Origin of the sequence: Pseudomonas sp. FP2335 (genome assembly GCF_030687535.1) — a bacterium.
Classification (GTDB): Bacteria; Pseudomonadota; Gammaproteobacteria; order Pseudomonadales; family Pseudomonadaceae; genus Aquipseudomonas.
Window position 1 is genome coordinate 2451501 of the sequence record NZ_CP117437.1, and the last position, 17353, is coordinate 2468853.

Consider the following 17353-nt stretch of genomic DNA (forward strand, 5'->3'; position numbering starts at 1 on the left):
GTTCACGAAACGGCCCTTACAACATGAAACTCCATCTGCAATCCCTCGCACTGTGAAATCAGGCGAGGGACTTTGCAGAGGATTTCAGGGCAGGGGAGTAGAGCTTATCCGGCGCTAGCGTGGGACGTTTCGACAACTGGCGTCTTCTGTCGCCCCAGCACCAGGCTGCACAGCGCTGGCAGGAACAACAGCGTCAACAGGGTACCCACCAGCACCCCGCCGATCAGCACGTAGGCCAGGGACGACCAGAACACCGACAACGTCAGTGGGATAAACGCCAATGCCGCCGCCAGCGCGGTGAGGATCACTGGCCGTGCACGGCGTACCGTGGCTTCGACAATCGCCTCGCGGATCGCCATGCCGTGTTGCTGGTTCTGGCGGATCTGGTCGGTGAAGATCAACGTGTTACGCATCAAGATCCCGCCAATCCCGATCAGCCCCAGAATCGCGTTGAACCCGAACGGCTGGTTGAACAGCAACAAGGTCGGCACCGCGCCAATCAAGCCCAGCGGTGCGGTGGCGAAGACCATGAACATCACGCCGAACGAGCGCACCTGGAACATGATCACGGTGAGGGTCAGCAGGATCATGATCGGGAACAGTGCGGCCAGGGCGACGTTGGCCTTGGCGCTTTCTTCCACCGGGCCACCGATGTCGATGTGGTAACCGGCAGGCAGTTGGGCGATCAACGGTTGCAGGTCTTTGTAAACGGCCATTTCCACGTCGGGCGGTTGTACGCCGTCGATGATGTCGGCGCGAACTTCGACAGTGGTGGTGCGGTTGCGGCGCTTGAGGATCGGCTCTTCCATCACCGCCTGGAAATGCCCGACCTGGGCCAGCGGCACGGCGGTGCCGGCGCTGTTGGTGAGCGTCATGTTGCTGAGGTTGCCAAGGTTTTCGCGCTGGCTGCCTTGGGCGCGGGCAACCACGGACACGGTGCGGTTTCCTTCGCGCACTTCGGTGATCGGGTTGCCGCTGAGCAGGGCGTTGAGCTGGGACTTGACCTCGTTGGGGGTGAAACCCAGCAGGCGCAGACGGTCTTGATCGAGCACCAGGCGGTAGCCACTGCTGCGCTCGCCCCAATCGAGGAAGGCGTCTTTAGTCAGCTTGTTGGCCGCGACGACTTTGCGCACGTCTTCGGACACGCTGCGCAGTACCTCCACGTTGGGACCGGAAACACGAAACACCACCGGGAACGGCACCGGCGGGCCAAACAGCAATTGCGTCACGCGAACGCGGGCGGAAGGGAATTCGCCTGCCGCAATTCGCTCGCGCATGCGTAGCTTCAAAGCATCGCGCGCGTGGGAATCCGCCGTCTGTACGATCAACTTGGCAAATGCCGCGTCAGGCAATTCCGGGTTCAGTGACAGAAAGAACCTTGGCGCACCGCCGCCCACGTAAGTGTCGACCAGGCGGGTTTGCGGTTCTTGCAACAGGGCTTTTTCCAGCTGCGCGGCCACCGCTTCAGTGCTTTTGAATGCGCTGCCGGGGGGCATGTACACCTCCAGGATCAGTTCGGAGCGGTCGGAGTTGGGGAAGAACTGTTTTTTCACCGCGCCCATGCCCAGCCCGCACAACACAAAGGCCGTCACCACCAGACCAGTGACCAGCCAGCGATGTCGTACGCAGCGTTCGACCAAATCGCGCAGCCGCTGGTAATAACGTCCGGCATAAATGGCGTCATGCCCGCCGGGTACCGGCGTGATGTTCGGCAGCAGTTTCACGCCCAGATAGGGGGTGAACACCACCGCCACCAGCCAGGATGAAATCAATGCAAAACCGACGATCCAGAAGATGTTGCCGGCGTATTCCCCGGCGCCGGAGCGGGCAAAACCCACGGGCAGAAAGCCGATGATCGTCACCAATGTACCGGTCAACATCGGCGCGGCGGTGGAGCTCCAGGCAAAGGTTGCGGCGTGGATCCGGTCGAAGCCCTCTTCGAGTTTCACCACCATCATTTCGATGGCGATGATCGCGTCGTCCACCAGCAGGCCCAGGGAAATGATCAGCGCGCCAAGGGTGATGCGATCAAATTCGCGGCCGGTGAGCAGCATGATCACAAACACCACCGACAGGGTCAGCGGCACCGCGGCGGCCACCACCAGACCCACGCGAAAGCCCAGCGCCAGCAGGCTGATCAGCATCACCACGGCCAGGGCGACGAAGAATTTCAGCATGAATTCGTTGACCGCCAGGCTGATGTTTTTTGCCTGGTCGGAGACTTTCGCGAAGTTGACGCCCAAGGGCAGGTCTGCCTGGATTCTGGCTTCCTGGGCCTTGAGGCTCTTGTCCAGTTCCAGGCCGTTCCAGTGTTTTTCCATGATCACGCCGAGCATCAGCGCTGGGTCACCCTGGTGGCGGATGCGGTAGCTGGGCGGGTCTTCGTAGCCGCGGCTGACGGTGGCCACATCGGCGATGCGCAGCACGCGGCCGTTGACTTCCAGCGGCACGTTTTCGATCAGCGCCAGGCTGTCGAAGGCGCCGTCGATACGGATGTAGGCCCGCGCACCGGCGGTCTCGACAAACCCCGACGGCGCCACGGCGTTTTGCGCGGCAAGTGAGGTAAAAATCTGATCCGGCTTGATGCCCAGGGTTGCCAGGCGCTCGTAGGAAAACTCGACAAATACCCGCTGCGCTTGTTCGCCGAGAATATTGACCTTCTTCACCCCCGGCAGATTGAGCAAACCCTGGCGCAGTTCTTCAGCCATTTGCACCTGTTGCCGGTGGGGCAGGTGTTCGGCTTCCAGTGCGTACAAGGCGAAGTACACGTCGGAATATTCGTCGTTGAACAACGGGCCGATCACGCCCTTGGGCAGCTTCGCGGCTTCGTCGCTGAGCTTTTTGCGGGTTTGGTAGAAGAGGTCCTGGATCTCGCCGGGGCGGGTGGACTCTTTGAAGGTCATGCGCATTGACACAAAGCCCGGCTGGGCGATGGTCTCGACGCGGTCGTAGTAGTCGAGTTCCTGCAGGCGTTTTTCCAGGCGGTCGGCAACTTGTTCCTGCATTTCCGCGGCAGTGGCGCCGGGCCAGGCGGCGGTGATGGTCATGACCTTGACGGTAAACGACGGGTCTTCGGCGCGACCCAGTTTGCCGAACGAGAAGATCCCCGCGGCCAGAATCGCCAGGATCAGGAACAGCGTGACGGCCCGGTGTTTGACCGCCAGTTCGGAGAGGTTGATGCCGCGCATGCTCAGTGGTCCCTTTTGTGGTTGAGGGCCAGTGCCTGGGCGGGTAGCAGGCGCACCGCATCACCGCTGTGCAGCAGGTGGGCGCCGAGGGCGACGATGAGTTGGCCAGGGGCCACGCCGCTGTCGAGCAGGGCGTCTTCCTGGCCGAGACTGACAACGTTGACCGGGGCGAAGCTGACGCTGTCGTCCGCGCCGATCAGCCACACGCCGGTGCCTTGCCCGGCGTCGTGCAAGGCGCCGATGGGCACGCGGGTTTGCACGGCCTGGTCGTTGCCTTGCAGGCGCAGGGTGATCGTCGAGCCGAGGGCGAAACGATCGACGGTGCCATGCAGCACGTAGCGGGCGCGGTAGGTGCGGGTGGCCGGGTCGGCACTCGCGGACAGCTCGCGCAGGGTGGCGGTGACCGCCTGGTCTGGCGCGCCGAAGGGGAACGCCAGGGCGCGCTGGGAGGCTTGGTCACGCCTGTTTTCCGGCAGGTTGACGATGGCTTCACGGGCGCCGTCGTGGGCCAGGCGTGCGACGATCTGACCTTCGGCGACCACTTGGCCGCGGTCGACCCGCACGTCGGTGAGGATGCCGTCGCCATCGGCCTTGAGCACGGAGTAGGTGCGGCGGTTCTCGATCTGGCTGGCGTCGGATTGGGCCGACGCCAACTCGGCTTCGGCGACGCGCAGGTTGGTCGCCGCTTGGTCGAAGATCTGCCGCGACACCGCGCCAGTGGTGGCCAGGCGCTGGTAGCGGTTGGCATCGTCACGGCGTTGGCGCAGTTGGGCCTGGGCGGCGTTGACGCGGTTCCTGGCCGAGCGCAGGGCCAGATCGAAGTCGCCGATGTCCAGCACCAGCAGGGTGTCGCCACGGGACACGTGTTGGCCGGGATCGACTTTGCGCTCGATGACCTTGCCGCTGACCCGGAAGCCCAGGTCGCTTTCCGTCCGCGCCGCAACCACGCCGGTGTAGGCGCTTTGCTGAGTGCTGGCGGCTTCGACTTTGGCCGCGAGCACCGGACGGGGCTGGGGAACTTGGGCGGCAGTGTCGGCCTGGCTGTTGCAGCCGCTGAGCACGATCAGCAGGGCCAGGGCGGTGAGAGGGCGCAGGGGAGGAGAGTTCATGGCGGGCTCCGGGGGATTGTCGCTGTAAATTACGGGCGTAATATTTCGACAAATATTATGCTCGAAATATTAATTGGTCCAGTCCTCTGTGGAAGTGGGGTTATCGTTCCGCCAGTAGGACAGTAAAGGTTGTTTTTGCCGTCTAGCGCTCAATTGCTACCGGATTTAAGGTGTATCCACTTTGGAGGAACACCATGAAAAAACTCATCGGCATCTACACCAGTCCACGCGGCCATTGGGTCGGCGACGGTTTTCCGGTGCGCACGCTGTTTTCCTACGACAACCTGGGCAAACACATCAGCCCATTCCTGTTACTGGACCACGCTGGCCCGGTGGATTTCACCCCGACCACTGAGCGTCGCGGCGTAGGCCAACACCCCCATCGCGGCTTCGAAACCGTGACCATCGTCTACGACGGCGAAGTCGAACACCGCGACTCCACCGGCGCCGGCGGCATCATCGGCCCGGGCGATGTGCAATGGATGACGGCCGCCAAAGGCATCATCCACGAAGAATTCCACTCCGAAGCCTTCGCCCGTAAAGGCGGCGCGCTGGAGATGGTGCAACTGTGGGTCAACTTGCCCGCCAAGGACAAAATGGCCGACGCGGGTTACCAGACCATCGTCGACACGGATATTCCGCTGCTGCCATTGGCGGATGACGCCGGGCAGCTGCGCTTGATCGCCGGGGAATTCGCCGGGGCCAAAGGCCCGGCGCGGACCTTTACGCCGATTGATGTGTGGGACTTGCGCCTCAATGCAGGTAAACCAGTGACCCTGGACCTGCACGTCGGGCGCAACAGCGCGCTGGTGATCCTGCGCGGTACGGTGCTGGTCAACGGCGAAAACGTCGCACGCCAGGGGCAGTTGGTATTGTTTGAGCGCGATGGCCGCCAAATCAGCCTGGAGGCCAATGACGATGCCAAGGTGTTGTTGCTCAGTGGAGAACCGATTGACGAACCGATCGTAGGGCATGGCCCGTTTGTGATGAATACTGAGCAGGAAATTCATCAGGCGTTTGAGGATTTCCACTCGGGTCGGTTTGGGCGGATGTAGGGCTGATAACCTATCGCATAACTGTTGTGGGCAAGTCCATGCTAAAAGGGCAGCCCCTTAATCAGCGTTCAAAAGTTATGCGATGTTGAAACGATCGGATGAGAACTCTGATAGAGAAAGACAGGGTTGTTGGCCGACAGCCATGTTGGCCAACGCATCGCCGATTGATGGTGCGAATTTATATCCATGTCCTGAGCAGGCAGATGCGAAATAAGTTGCCGTCAGTGTTTTAGAGTTTTCGATCAGAAAAGACTCATCCGGGCTCATTGTATAGAAGCAGTTCTTTGCTTGTGCTGGCAAATGCTCAAGTTTCGGGAATAGGGTTTTAACAATATCGGAGATCTCGGCTATATACTGCTGCTGGACTGGAACATTCTTCCAGTCAGGAATGGCTGGGTCTTGTTGTCGATTGTGAAAGCCGATTTTTACACCGGGCTCATTACTGATGATAGAAGGGACACCGTAGAGAATAGCTCCGTCGTTACGTTCATAGAGGAAGACAGGGAAGTGTTCTTTAGAGAATAGCTTCTCAAAGCCCATGTTTGGCTTGAACCAATAAACCGGAATTCGACGTGGTTCAATGCGATTGTTGAGCTCCGGTAGAAAGTTGTTGGTGATCCATGGTCCCGTAGTTAAAACTATCGATTTTGCATGATGTGTGCGTCCGTTTTTTGTTGTTACTCGTATGCCGGCATCATGATTTTCGATTTTTACGACGCTGTCACCAAATTCAATCATCGCGCCCTGTCTTACGGCTTCGTTCAACATTCCCAGTCTAGCGTCGCTAGCTGAAATCGCATACGCACCCGGCTCGTATACCACACGGATGTTATTCCGAAAATCAAATGCAGGTAAGCGCGCCCTAGCTGTTGATGATGTCCAGATCTCGTGCTCAATATTTCCTTGAATTGCAGTTTTTATACTTCCGGCCACGACGCTGCTAGAGGTCGGGCCAATGAAAACTCCTCCTGTATCAAATAGAATTTGGTGCCCTATCTGCTTTTCTAGTTCGTGCCAAAGCAAGTTGGCATGATTAAGTAGCGGGAGGTATTTTTCGCCCTCCCAGTAAGCGCGTCGGAAGATTCTTGACCCCCCTTGTGAGGAACCGTAACGATGTGTGGGGCCAGAAGCGTCAATGCCTAGAGCGCTAGTGCATTTTGGCGCGGCTCTCCACAGAGTGGCTGCGCCCATTATTCCAAGTCCCACAACGATTAAATCAAGCATGTGTTTCACGTGCGGCTCCTCTTTTTTGGTTGTCGGGAGGCTATTGTGTCGTATGTGATAAGTGCCCCCAGAATAATTATTGTCGTGATTAGAGTAATCAGGGAGGTTGTCGGCATGTTTTGTTTTTCGGAAGTGAGTGATATCGTTATGAGTGTAAGTGGTAGTGTGAGTTGCAGGGCGCCAGTGAGTGAAAGTGGTATTTTTCCAGTCGCGTAAGAAAACATGAATAGGGGAACTGTGGAAACAGCGCCAGCCAGCCAGATTATATTTGATGACTGTGGGGGTAGTTCGTGGGGGTATGGAATAGTGAGATTGAAAAGTAAAAAAGCTGGCGGTAAGCAGAGTGTTAAAAGCACGGTTTCAATAAATAATCCATTTGCAGCGGTTAGTGGGGTGGATTTTTTTATGTATGTATAAAGTCCCCATGTTATGGCTATCAATAGGTAGGTCGAGTGGTTTATATTTTCCGTTAGTGAAATAAATAGTGCGATGCAGCCAAGTGTGGTCAGGAGGGATGCTGTTTTTTGTGTGCTGATCGGCTCTTGATAAATTACGATGCCTAGTGCGATTGAAATGAAAGGAGCCAGTAAATAGCCAAGCCCCGTTTCCAGAATATATCCATTGATAGATGACCAGATAAATGTGGCCCAGTTTGCGGCAATGAAGAGTGACGCAAAGAAATGTCGAAGAACTGTTCTTGGCCTCAAGATGTTTAGCGGGTGAGGGGGGCGAAAAACTAAAATACAAATACTGAGGACAAGTGCGGAGAGTATTATTCTGTAAACGACTAAGGTTGTGGGGGTTACGTCGCCAAGCGCTCGCCAGTAAAGTGATGATGATCCTAGGATGAGGTTTGCGAGCACCGATAGAGTGATCGGTAGTACTTGACGATTAATGTTTTCTTGTGGCGAGTTCATGATGGGTGTTTCGGGTTATGAGTAAATTGAATGATTTCATATGACCAAAAGATATTTCCGTTGTTGTCAATGGAGTACGCGGCCTTGTTTTGCCTTTCCCAGTTTTCGAATTCTTTTTTCAAGTGTTCACTTAGTGTTTGCCACTGATTCGAGTAGTGGTTAAGTGGGAGTGTGTGGCGCTCAACAAGTTTGTGCAGTAGAGGCGGGTTGTTGTTATGTCTGCGGTTGTATCGTTCTAATACATCACGTATCCCTATCAGCGAGTTGAGACCGACGATCGCTGTTCCCGTAGGCTCTAGATGTCTCGGGAGATCTTCAAGGAAACGCATGATGACCGCGTCACCGTAGAACATCGCGTGGATCGGCAATTGTGCGGTCTGATTTTTTGTTTCCAACCGTTGAACGAGTGAGCGAGAGGGCGTTCGCCAGCCGGGGGGGTTGAATACGATCGTTTGGTATTTTCTTTCAGGGAGGTTGGCGAAAAGGTCGCTTGCAAAAAAAGATATTTTACTGTCCTTGAAGTTTAAGTGTTCGTTGATTTTTGCCTGTTCAATTGATCTCGCGGAAATGTCGCTGGCCGTGATGTCTTTATTGCCAAGTTGGCGTACCAATAACGCATGAACACCACTCCCCGTACCCATATCCAAAAAACTGCTATTGAGTGCTCCAGAGCTCAATGACTGCACCAGGTAATGGCCCAGTCTGACACCTGCCAAACTTACTTTGAAAACGTCGGGGGTATCAGTTAGTATCAAACATTGACCTAGGCCGAAGTATAATTTATATGTGCTTTTCAATGTGCTCGGGGGTTCGTGGGTTAGGTGGTAGCTCGCTATTCCGTGATCAATCAATCCTTGCATTTTCAGTCTCCTTGGCCTAGTGCTGTTGAGCGCTCTCTAGCCTGTTTTAACCCGCAGACAATAATTTCTCGAAGTTTCTGATGGTTAAAGAAATTTATCGCCTGCATTGTTGTTCCTTCAGGTGTTGTGACTTTTTCACAAAGTGTCATTGGTGGTGATTGATTGGCTTCAAGAAGAGATGTAGTTCCCCGCAGTGACTGAATTGTCATGGAGGTACCTTGTTCTTTATTGAATCCGGCAAAAACAGCATACTCAATAAGGGCCGCCGCAAAATAGGAAATATATGCAGGGCCTCCGCCAATCAAAGCCGTCGCGGAGTCAATGAGTGCTTCGTCCTTTATCATCATGACTTTCCCTAGGCTTGAAAAAATCACCTCGGCCAGCCGGATGGTTTTCTCTGTTGCTTCAGGGGCGAACGTCAGTGCGGTCAAGCCTTGGTTGATGGCGCATGCGAGGTTCGGAATGGCTCTGCAGACTTGTACTGTATTGAGCTGGGCCGCGAGCTCGGGCGTAGATATGCCGGCCATGACTGATATTATTGCACCGTCAATTTTCTCAAGCTTCGATATTTTTTTTGAAAGCGCTTTGAACGATTGAGGCGGAATTGCGAGGATTATACAATCTGACTTTAGAAGTTTTGGCAGGCCTTCGACTGTATTGACACCCATTTTAGTCATTTCATCCCTGCGTGCAGCATCAGGGTCAATAGTCGTTATCGATATGTCAAGGCTTGAACGTTTCAAACCAAGTGCAATGGCGCTTCCCATATGGCCCGCGCCTATAATTGTGACCTCAATTGTTGTCTTGGTCATCATGAGTTCTCTGTTTGTCTGATGGGTATTGCTCTCCTGTATGTTTTCAGATTCATCCAAAGTTTGACTGGCATCAAACCTTGAGCTTCCTAAAGGTGTGTAGTCCATTTCTGGTGTAATTAAGTTTTGGCAACGGATACGGCTATGACTATTTGCTGGACGGTTTGGGTAGGTTTGCGAGAGTGAAGCAAGTTTCAGAACTTTCCGAAAGATCGCTCCTGTATCTAATCTGAGACCTTTTATAAGTCGATCATGTGCTTGCAGTCTTGAGTGTCCAATGATCGGACGGCTAAGTCGGTACGTCGCACCCTAGCCCCACATTTTTCCCCGCGCTATACCCCACATCTCGATTTCATGCGATCTTCTCGCCATTCGCCCTGGAGTCGCCTGGATGCCCTCATTTATCTCCGATCACCCCATGCTCTGTGCCCTGGGGCTGATCTTTATCGACATCGCCGTCTGGCGTCTTATCTCCGCCGACCTCGCCAACTGGAAGCTCGCCGCGCGGCTGGTGATTTTTGCGGTGTTCAGCGCCGTGCTGTTCAACGATGGCATGAACCCCATGCTGGTTGCGCCCTACGCCGACAACACCGCACTGCACATGGCCGCGACGGCCTTGCAGATCGGCTGGTGGCTGTTCGCGGCGCGTACGCTCACGGTGCTGCTTGGCGCGTTGATGATGCAGCGGGTCGGTCACACCGGGCGGTTGTTGCAGGATCTGCTCGGCGCGGTGATTTTCCTGATTGCGATCATCGCCGCTCTGGCCTACGTGCTCGACCTGCCGGTCAAGGGCGTGCTGGCCACCTCCGGTGCGGTGGCGATCATTGTCGGCCTGGCGCTGCAAAGTACTTTGAGCGACGTGTTTTCCGGGATCGTGCTCAATACCACCAAGCCCTACCAGCTGGATGACTGGATCTCCATCGACGGCACCGAGGGCCGTGTCACCGACATCGATTGGCGTGCCACGCGCCTGCAAACCTCCCAGGGCAGCCTGGCGGTGATCCCCAATTCCCTGGCGGCCAAGGCCAAGATCATCAACTTTTCGCGCCCGGCGGATATGTTCGGCCTGGCGGTCAGCCTGCAAGTCAGCCCCCATGCACGCCCGCAAACGGTGATTGAGGCCCTGGAGCGGGCGATGCAAGGCTGCCGACCGTTGCTGGCGAATCCGGCGCCCAGCGTGGCGTTCAAAACCAGCGGCAGCGCGGGCGTGGAGTATGAAATCAGCGGCTTTGTGCCGGCCATGAGCCTCAAGCGCGAGGTACGCAACCAGCTTTACGACCTGGCTTTCCGTCACCTGCAATCGGCGGGTGTGAGCCTGTTGTCCGCCACCGAAAGCAGCACGCCAGCCACTGCATCGGCGGCGCGGGCGCTGTTGGAGCGTTCGTCGATTTTCTCGACCCTGCGCCAGGAAGAAAAAGACACCTTCAGTCAGAACATGACCCTGCACACCTATCGCACCGGCGAGATGATTCTGGCGGCAGGGGAGGTCAGTGATCATCTGTTCATCATCGAGTCCGGCGTGGTCTCGGTGATGTTGACCAAGGGCGGCCACAAGTTCGAAGCCGGGCGCATGGGGCCGGGCGAGGCGATTGGCGAGGCGGGAATCCTGTCGGATCAGGCGGCGCTGGCGGACTTTTCGGCGAAGACCTTCTGCACCCTGTACCGCATCGAGAAGGAATACCTCAAGCCGTGCCTGGATGCGCGGCATGACATCAGCGAGGCGATGAAAGCGCTGTTGGATTTCCGCCTGCACGCGGCGCAGGCCCTGACCCAGGAAACACCCGTGGTGCCGGTGAAGAAGGGCTTCTTGCAGTGGCTGAAAAAGCGCGGGCTCTAGGCCCGCGCTCGCGTTCGATCAGAAGTTCACCGTGGCACTCAGGCGCGCGGTCAGTGGCGCACCCTGGAACAGGTAGTCATCGCCCAGGTACTCGCCTGCGTCGCGCCAGTAGCGCTTGTCGAACAGGTTGTCGACGCTCAGGCGCAGCACCGTCTCATAGCCGTCTACCTTGGTGGTGTAGCGGCTGCCCACATTGACCACTGCGTAATCGCCGACTTCCACCGTGCCGTCGCGGTTGGCGGCCTTCTTCGCGCTGTACTGCACGCCGCCGAGCACCGCCAGGCCGTTGACCCACGGCAGCGCGTAGTCGGCGTACAGGCTGGCGCGCAGCTTGGGCACGTTGAGCGCCTGATGGCCTTCGTATGCCGGGGTGCCGCTGCCGGTGACCCGTGCACGGATCGCCGCCACGCTACTGGAAATCTGCAGGCGTTCGGTGGCCCAGCCATTGGCCGACAGCTCCAGCCCGGTGTTTTTCTGCTCGCCTTGTTGCACGTAGTTGAACGCGCCCGTGCCGTCCGGCTTGGCGTACTGGTAGGCCTGGCGGGTCTGGAACACGGCGGCGGCGAAGCTGATGCGGCGCCAGTCGTATTTCACCCCGGCTTCGAGCTGGCGTGAGGTGGTGGGGGCCAGGGTTTCGCCGTCGTTGATGGTGGTCCATGGCGCTTCACCGCCCAGGGACAGGCCCTTGCTGTAGCTGGTGTACAACGACAGGTTTTCCACCGGCTTGTAGATCAACGATGCCTGGGGCAGGAATTCGTATGTCTGGGTGTGGCGTTGCTGGTTGCCGAACTCATCAAACGCCTTTTCATCCAGGCGCACTTCGCGGCCTCCGAGGATGGTTTGCCATTGCTCGTTCAGGCGAATGCGGTCGGTGACGAACAGGCCGTACTGGCGGCTGTCGAGGCGCCGGTGCTTGTCGTTCAGCGGTACGTCGGTGGGGGTGAAGGTCGGGGCATCCACATTGATGTTGGAGCTGCCGATGTATTCGTTCACTGACTTGCGCTTGTCGATCACCCGGCGAAAGGCGCTGGTGCCGAAGGTCAGTTCATGGCCCAGGCTGGCGGTGTCGAACAGCCCGGTCATGGCCGCCTGCACTTCGTCGTCACGACGGGTGTCGTCGGGGCTGCGGTAGTCGTAGACGTCGTAGTCGCCGGTGGGGCCGAAGGTTGCGGTGCCGCAATCGGTCACGTAGAAGCAGCCGTAGGCAAACGAGCTGTAATCGTCAATCACCACCTTGCTGCGCGCCGCGCTGACGTTGCCTTTCCACTGATCACTGAAGCGGTACTCGAACTTGCCGTTGAGGTTCAGCGAATCGATCCCCACCGGCTTCGAGCCGCTCTGGTGCCCCAGCAGTTTTTTCGGCGAGGCGTCGTTCGGCACTTCAGTGCCGCCGAGCAACTGGTAGCCCGGCACCGAGCGCTGTTGCTTGTTCTGGTATTCGGCGTCCAGTTGCAGCACGGCGTCGGGGCTGATGTTCCAGTCGAAGGCCAGGGACAGGAAATCGCGCTGGCCATTGGCGTGTTCCACATAGGAATGCAGGTCTTCATGGGCGACGTTGGCACGCAGGCCGAATTGCTTGTCGCTGCCAAACCAGCCGCCGACGTCGGTGGCGATGTAGCCGCTGCCGCGATCATCGGTGGACACCGTCACCGAACGCACATCTTCCGGGCGCTTGGTCACGTAGTTGATCACGCCGCTGGGCTCGGAAATGCCGCTCTGCAAACCGGCCAGGCCCTTGAGCACCTCGACCTGCTGCTTGTTTTCCAGGGCGACGTTCTGCTCGCCGGTGATGGTGCGCCCGTTGATCTTGTAGCTGCTCGCCGCGTTCAGCGAGAAGCCGCGCACCACAAAGTTTTCGTAGTAGCCGATGGGGGCGTAGCTGTCGCCCACCGACGCGTCGTTGCGCAACACCTCACTGAGCAGGCGTGCTTGCTGGTCCTGGATCAACTGCGCGTTGATCACCGCGATCGACGCCGGCGTATCGAGCAGAGCGGCTTCGCTGAAGCCGCTGACCGACGCGGTTTCGCTGCGATAGCCGGTTTCATCCTGGCCCAGAACGTTCACCGCCGGCAGCTCCAGCTCGGCCGCGAGGCTGCTGCCGATGCCGCCACTGAGCAGCAGGCCGAGGGCGAAACGTGAAGTGACGACGGGACGAAAACGCAAAACCATGGGGGCAGGGCCTTAAAGCGCGGGGCGGGGGGCGCATAAGCTAGGCATAAGTGCACACTTTTACAAGGCTTCGAGAATGATTCGCGGCTTGAGACAACCCGTCTCAGCCCTCACGCCGATCCAGCTGGACCTCGACAGCGGGCGTGCACAGCTGCGATAGACAAGGCTTCTCTCACTGTTGCAGGAGATTGTCATGGGTATCGCTGGAAAAGTTGCGCTGGTCACCGGCGCCGGGCAGGGCATCGGCCGGGCCATTGCCCTGCGCCTGGCACAGGACGGGGCCGACATCGCCCTGGTGGACATCAACGGCGCCAAGCTCGAAGCCGTTGCCGCTGAAGTCGTGGGCCTGGGCCGCAAGGCGTCGGTATTCGTCGCCGACGTGTCCAAGCTTGAGCAAGTGGTGGCCGCGGTGGAGCACGCGCACCAGACCCTGGGAGGCTTTGACATCATCGTCAACAACGCTGGGGTGGCGCAGATTGATTCGCTGCTGGAGGTCAGCCCGGAGCAGGTCGAGCGCACCTTGGGCATCAACGTGCAGGGCGTGCTGTGGGGCATCCAGGCCGCCGGCAAGAAATTCAAGGCACTCAAGCAAAAGGGCAAGATCATCAATGCCTGTTCCATCGCAGGCCATGAAGGGTTTGCGCTGCTGGGCGTGTACTCGGCGACCAAGTTCGCGGTGCGTGCGCTGACTCAGGCGGCGGCCAAGGAACTGGCGAGCGCGGGGATTACCGTGAATGCGTATTGCCCCGGCGTAGTGGGCACGGACATGTGGGTAGAGATCGACAAGCGCATGGCGCAGATCACTGGCGCCGAAGTCGGGGCGACGTACAAGAAGTATGTGGATGGCATTGCATTGGGCCGGGCGCAAACGCCAGAGGATGTCGCGGGGTTGGTCTCCTACCTGGCTGGGCCGGACGCGGATTACATGACCGGCCAGGCGCCATTGATCGACGGCGGCCTGGTCTACCGTTAAGCCTCTAGGTGGGCTCGGTCTAATGTGGGAGCAGGCAAGCCAGCTCCCACATTTTGATCCCATTGTGTCAGGTGGTTTTGTTGGGCATGTCGATACCCAGCTGGTTGACTCGGCGATACAGGGTTGCCCTGGAGATCCCCAGCGCCTGCGCCGTCGGCAGCGGCTTCCAGCGATGGCGGATCAACGCATCGAGCACCAACTGGCGCTGCGGGCTGACGCTTTCTTCAACCCCCACCGCCACCTGTTCCCCACGCACTTCCACTGGCAGGTCCGTCACTTGCAGCGTGTCGCCGTCACACACCGCGCAGGCATACGCCAACACGTGCCGCAGTTGCCGCACATTGCCCGGCCAGGCGTAGCCCAGCAGTAACTCCAGCGCGGTGCTGGCGATACCCACAGGCTGCGCTTGCTGCTCCAGCAACCGATTGATCAACGCCAGCTTGTCGGTACGCTCACGCAAGGGCGGCAGGCAGAAACGCGCGCAGCCGAGGCGGAAGTACAGGTCTTCACGAAAGCGCCCCTCACTCACCAACCCCGCCAGATCGCGGTGGCTGGCGCAGATCACCTGGATGTCCACCGCGCGGGTTTTCGCCGCGCCCAGTGGGGCCACTTCGCCTTCGGCCATCACCCGCAGCAGGCGCGTTTGCAGCGCCAGGGGCATGTCGCCGATTTCATCGAGGAACAAGGTGCCGCCGTCGGCCTGCACCAACAGCCCCGGCATGCCCTTGCTGGATGCGCCGGTGAAGGCCCCGGCGACGTAGCCAAACAGCTCGCTTTCAATCAGGTTCTCGGGAATCGCCGCGCAGTTCACCGCCACGAACGGCCCGTGACGCCGGGCGCTGCGTTCATGCAACTGGCGGGCGAACACCTCTTTGCCGGCGCCGGTTTCGCCTTGCACCAGCACCGGCAGGTTGCGGTCCTTGACCCGTACGGCCAGGCGCAGGTGTTCTTCCACGCGCGCATCGACCTGCGGGGCAACCGCTGCCCGTGTCGGTTTGCGCCGCGGCGCGTTGATGCGAACGTGCAGCGCGCCCGGTTCCCCCAGCAGCTGCAGTTGTTGGGTTGATTGCTCGCTGACGGCGCGCAATGCATCCAGGTCAAACACCTCGCCGATATGTTCCGGCACTTGGCCAAAGCGTCGCCGCAACGCCTGGCGCGCCTTGCTGTTCAAGGCGTGCAGGCGCCCGTCGCGGTCCCAGGCCAGCAACAGATCGGGCTGGCTGTCCACATACCCCGGCGTGCTGTGGGCTTGTAGCACCCAATGCTCGCGGGCGCTGTGCATGAAGAAGGCGTTTTCGATGGCCTCGGCACTTTGCGCCACCAACTGCCGCACCAGGTGCTGGCTGCGCCGGTCATCCGGGGATTTCAGCGCCGAGGCGTCCATGACCCCGAGCAGGTTGCCCTGGGGGTCGAAGATCGGCGCGGCGGAGCAAGTCAGGCCGATGAAGGCCGCGCGGAAGTGATCGCGCTTGTGCACCGTCACCGCCGCCTTGCTGGTCAGCACCGTGGCCACGCCGCAGGTGCCTTCTTCGGCTTCCGACCAGCAGGTGCCCAGGTACAGGCCGGCCTTGCGGCAGTCGGTGCGGATCGAAGTGTCCACGCGGTGGTCGATGGTCTGGCCCTGGGCGTCGGTGAGCATCACGCAATAATCGGCCTGGCGCACACGGTGGTGCAGTTGGCCGACGGCTTCAGCGGCGATGCGCATGAACAGTTCGGCGCGCTCGCGGCATTCCTTGAGCAAGGGTTCACTGAGGATGCGTGGCCCCTGCAAGGAACCGGGGTCGAGGTGATGTTGTTCCATGGAGCGCCGCCACGAATCGAAGATCAGCGACGGCACCGGCGCCTGGGGCAGGCGGTCGGCATTGCGGACCACGCGACTGACGCAGTCGACGTGTTCCCTGGAGTTCGCGGCGAGCATAAGGCCTCCGGTTCTCGATCTTTGTTGTTATGCCCGCCATTAAGCGCGCATGCGTCGGGTCGGACAAGCGCGGCCTGACCAACAGCCCGGGATGAGACGCGGCGTCTCAGCAAGCCTGAGACGCGAGCTGCGCGGTGCAATCTGCCGTCTCATTCTGCGGTGGCTTACCGCACCGCCACAACTGCTCTGGATCAAGGCTTTGCCAGGTTTTTTCGCGCCTTGGCACAGGCTGTGCTGAAGGCCCTGTAGCTGAATACCCTCAGCCTTTTGTGTGTCGAGACAACCTGGAGAACAACAAGATGTCCACTCACCTGTCCACCGATCAATTGCTGCATGCCTACACCGTGATGCGCACCATCCGTGATTTCGAAGAGCGCTTGCACGTGGAATTCGCCACCGGCGAGATCCCCGGTTTCGTGCACCTGTACGCCGGCCAGGAGGCCAGTGCCGCCGGGGTCATGGCCCACCTCAACGATGAAGATTGCATCGCCTCCAACCACCGTGGTCACGGTCACTGCATCGCCAAGGGCGTGGACGTGTTCGGCATGATGGCCGAGATCTACGGCAAGAAAACCGGCGTGTGCGGCGGCAAGGGCGGCTCCATGCACATTGCCGACCAGGAGAAGGGCATGCTCGGCGCCAACGGCATCGTCGGCGCGGGTGCGCCGCTGGCGGCCGGTGCCGCGCTGGCGTCCAAGCTCAAGGGTAGCCAGGGCGTGGCGGTGGCCTTTTTTGGCGACGGCGGCTCCAACGAGGGCGCGGTGTTCGAAGCGATGAACCTGGCCGCGATCATGAAGTTGCCATGCCTGTTCGTTGCCGAAAACAACGGTTATGCCGAGGCCACCGGCTCTGGTTGGTCGGTGGCGTGCAAGGACATCGCCGAGCGTGCCGTGGGCTTTGGCATGCCGGGGGTGATTGTCGATGGCAATGATTTTTTCGCCGTGCACGCCGCCCTCGGCGTTGCCGTCGAACGTGCGCGCAAGGGCGAGGGGCCAACGTTGGTGGAAGTGAAACTGAGCCGCTTCTACGGCCACTTCGAAGGCGATGCGCAAACCTATCGCGGCCCCGATGAAGTGAAGAACCTGCGCGACACCGCCGACTGCCTGGCGCTGTTCCGCCAACGCTGCACCGCCGAGGGCTGGCTGGAAGCAGCGCAATTGGAGCGCATCGACGGCGAAGTCGCGCAACTGATCGAAGACGCCGTGCGTCGCGCCAAGTCCGACCCCAAGCCCCAGGCCGCCGACCTGCTCAGTGATGTCTACGTCGCCTACCGCTAATAACAATAATCCGT

The 17353-nt window shown here is 59.1% G+C and carries 12 protein-coding genes; 4 read left to right on the forward strand and 8 right to left on the reverse strand.

What is annotated here, in order from left to right; genetic code table 11:
• Positions 1–104: 104 nt before the first annotated feature.
• Both PSH81_RS10940 and PSH81_RS10945 read right to left on the reverse strand, forming a co-directional pair.
• Positions 105–3188 (reverse strand): efflux RND transporter permease subunit, encoded by a 3084-nt coding sequence (locus PSH81_RS10940; protein ID WP_305392511.1) that lies wholly within the window; start codon positions 3186–3188, stop codon positions 105–107.
• A gap of 2 nt (positions 3189–3190) precedes the next feature.
• Entirely contained in the window at positions 3191–4297 is a 1107-nt protein-coding gene (locus tag PSH81_RS10945) for an efflux RND transporter periplasmic adaptor subunit (protein WP_226457169.1), read from the reverse strand.
• 194 nt (positions 4298–4491) lie between these two features.
• Here PSH81_RS10945 and PSH81_RS10950 point away from each other — a divergent pair, with 194 nt between their 5' ends.
• Positions 4492–5352 carry a pirin family protein gene (locus tag PSH81_RS10950; protein WP_305392512.1) on the forward strand — a complete coding sequence of 287 codons (861 nt, stop codon included), beginning with the start codon at positions 4492–4494 and terminating at the stop codon, positions 5350–5352.
• 75 nt (positions 5353–5427) lie between these two features.
• On the opposite strand, the gene solA is transcribed toward PSH81_RS10950, so the two are convergent.
• Genes solA through PSH81_RS10970 form a run of 4 tightly spaced genes read right to left on the reverse strand, consistent with a single transcriptional unit; the run spans position 5428 to position 9273 of the window.
• The gene (gene solA / locus PSH81_RS10955; RefSeq protein ID WP_305392767.1) at positions 5428–6576 is read right to left on the reverse strand and encodes an N-methyl-L-tryptophan oxidase; all 1149 of its coding nucleotides are present in this window, start codon (positions 6574–6576) and stop codon (positions 5428–5430) included.
• A gap of 5 nt (positions 6577–6581) precedes the next feature.
• The gene (locus PSH81_RS10960; protein WP_305392513.1) at positions 6582–7493 is read right to left on the reverse strand and encodes an EamA family transporter; all 912 of its coding nucleotides are present in this window, start codon (positions 7491–7493) and stop codon (positions 6582–6584) included.
• Positions 7490–8353 (reverse strand): methyltransferase, encoded by an 864-nt coding sequence (locus tag PSH81_RS10965; RefSeq protein WP_305392514.1) that lies wholly within the window; start codon positions 8351–8353, stop codon positions 7490–7492. The genes PSH81_RS10960 and PSH81_RS10965 overlap by 4 nt, the downstream gene beginning before the upstream one ends.
• A 2-nt stretch (positions 8354–8355) precedes the next feature.
• A complete protein-coding gene (locus tag PSH81_RS10970) occupies positions 8356–9273 on the reverse strand; it encodes a pyrroline-5-carboxylate reductase (RefSeq protein WP_305392515.1) in 918 nt (305 codons plus the stop codon).
• 283 nt (positions 9274–9556) lie between these two features.
• On the opposite strand from PSH81_RS10970, the gene PSH81_RS10975 reads away from it, so the two are divergent.
• Positions 9557–11002, forward strand: coding sequence for a mechanosensitive ion channel family protein (locus PSH81_RS10975; RefSeq protein ID WP_192299761.1), 1446 nt, complete (start codon positions 9557–9559; stop codon positions 11000–11002).
• Positions 11003–11020: 18 nt separating this feature from the next.
• Here the strand turns inward: PSH81_RS10975 and PSH81_RS10980 are convergent, their stop codons facing one another.
• A complete protein-coding gene (locus PSH81_RS10980) occupies positions 11021–13171 on the reverse strand; it encodes a TonB-dependent siderophore receptor (RefSeq protein WP_305392516.1) in 2151 nt (716 codons plus the stop codon).
• 193 nt (positions 13172–13364) lie between these two features.
• Between PSH81_RS10980 and PSH81_RS10985 the strand changes: the two genes are divergently transcribed.
• Positions 13365–14144 carry an acetoin reductase gene (locus tag PSH81_RS10985; protein WP_192299759.1) on the forward strand — a complete coding sequence of 260 codons (780 nt, stop codon included), beginning with the start codon at positions 13365–13367 and terminating at the stop codon, positions 14142–14144.
• 67 nt (positions 14145–14211) lie between these two features.
• Here PSH81_RS10985 and PSH81_RS10990 read toward each other — a convergent pair whose 3' ends face one another.
• Positions 14212–16062, reverse strand: coding sequence for a sigma-54-dependent Fis family transcriptional regulator (locus PSH81_RS10990; RefSeq protein WP_305392517.1), 1851 nt, complete (start codon positions 16060–16062; stop codon positions 14212–14214).
• A gap of 299 nt (positions 16063–16361) precedes the next feature.
• On the opposite strand from PSH81_RS10990, the gene PSH81_RS10995 reads away from it, so the two are divergent.
• Positions 16362–17339, forward strand: a complete 978-nt coding sequence (locus PSH81_RS10995; protein WP_305392518.1) for a thiamine pyrophosphate-dependent dehydrogenase E1 component subunit alpha — start codon at positions 16362–16364, stop codon at positions 17337–17339.
• The last annotated feature ends 14 nt before the right edge of the window (positions 17340–17353 follow it).

Bases quoted from the DNA above. Each gene is read 5' to 3' on its own strand.
- PSH81_RS10950 (WP_305392512.1), top strand. From the start codon at position 4,492: ATGAAAAAACTCATCGGCATCTACACCAGTCCACGCGGCCATTGGGTC.
- PSH81_RS10975 (WP_192299761.1), top strand. From the start codon at position 9,557: ATGCCCTCATTTATCTCCGATCACCCCATGCTCTGTGCCCTGGGGCTG.
- PSH81_RS10940 (WP_305392511.1), bottom strand. From the start codon at position 3,188: ATGCGCGGCATCAACCTCTCCGAACTGGCGGTCAAACACCGGGCCGTC.
- PSH81_RS10980 (WP_305392516.1), bottom strand. From the start codon at position 13,171: ATGGTTTTGCGTTTTCGTCCCGTCGTCACTTCACGTTTCGCCCTCGGC.
- PSH81_RS10990 (WP_305392517.1), bottom strand. From the start codon at position 16,062: ATGCTCGCCGCGAACTCCAGGGAACACGTCGACTGCGTCAGTCGCGTG.
- PSH81_RS10945 (WP_226457169.1), bottom strand. From the start codon at position 4,297: ATGAACTCTCCTCCCCTGCGCCCTCTCACCGCCCTGGCCCTGCTGATC.
- PSH81_RS10970 (WP_305392515.1), bottom strand. From the start codon at position 9,273: ATGGACTACACACCTTTAGGAAGCTCAAGGTTTGATGCCAGTCAAACT.
- PSH81_RS10985 (WP_192299759.1), top strand. From the start codon at position 13,365: ATGGGTATCGCTGGAAAAGTTGCGCTGGTCACCGGCGCCGGGCAGGGC.
- PSH81_RS10965 (WP_305392514.1), bottom strand. From the start codon at position 8,353: ATGCAAGGATTGATTGATCACGGAATAGCGAGCTACCACCTAACCCAC.
- PSH81_RS10995 (WP_305392518.1), top strand. From the start codon at position 16,362: ATGTCCACTCACCTGTCCACCGATCAATTGCTGCATGCCTACACCGTG.
- PSH81_RS10960 (WP_305392513.1), bottom strand. From the start codon at position 7,493: ATGAACTCGCCACAAGAAAACATTAATCGTCAAGTACTACCGATCACT.
- solA (WP_305392767.1), bottom strand. From the start codon at position 6,576: ATGCTTGATTTAATCGTTGTGGGACTTGGAATAATGGGCGCAGCCACT.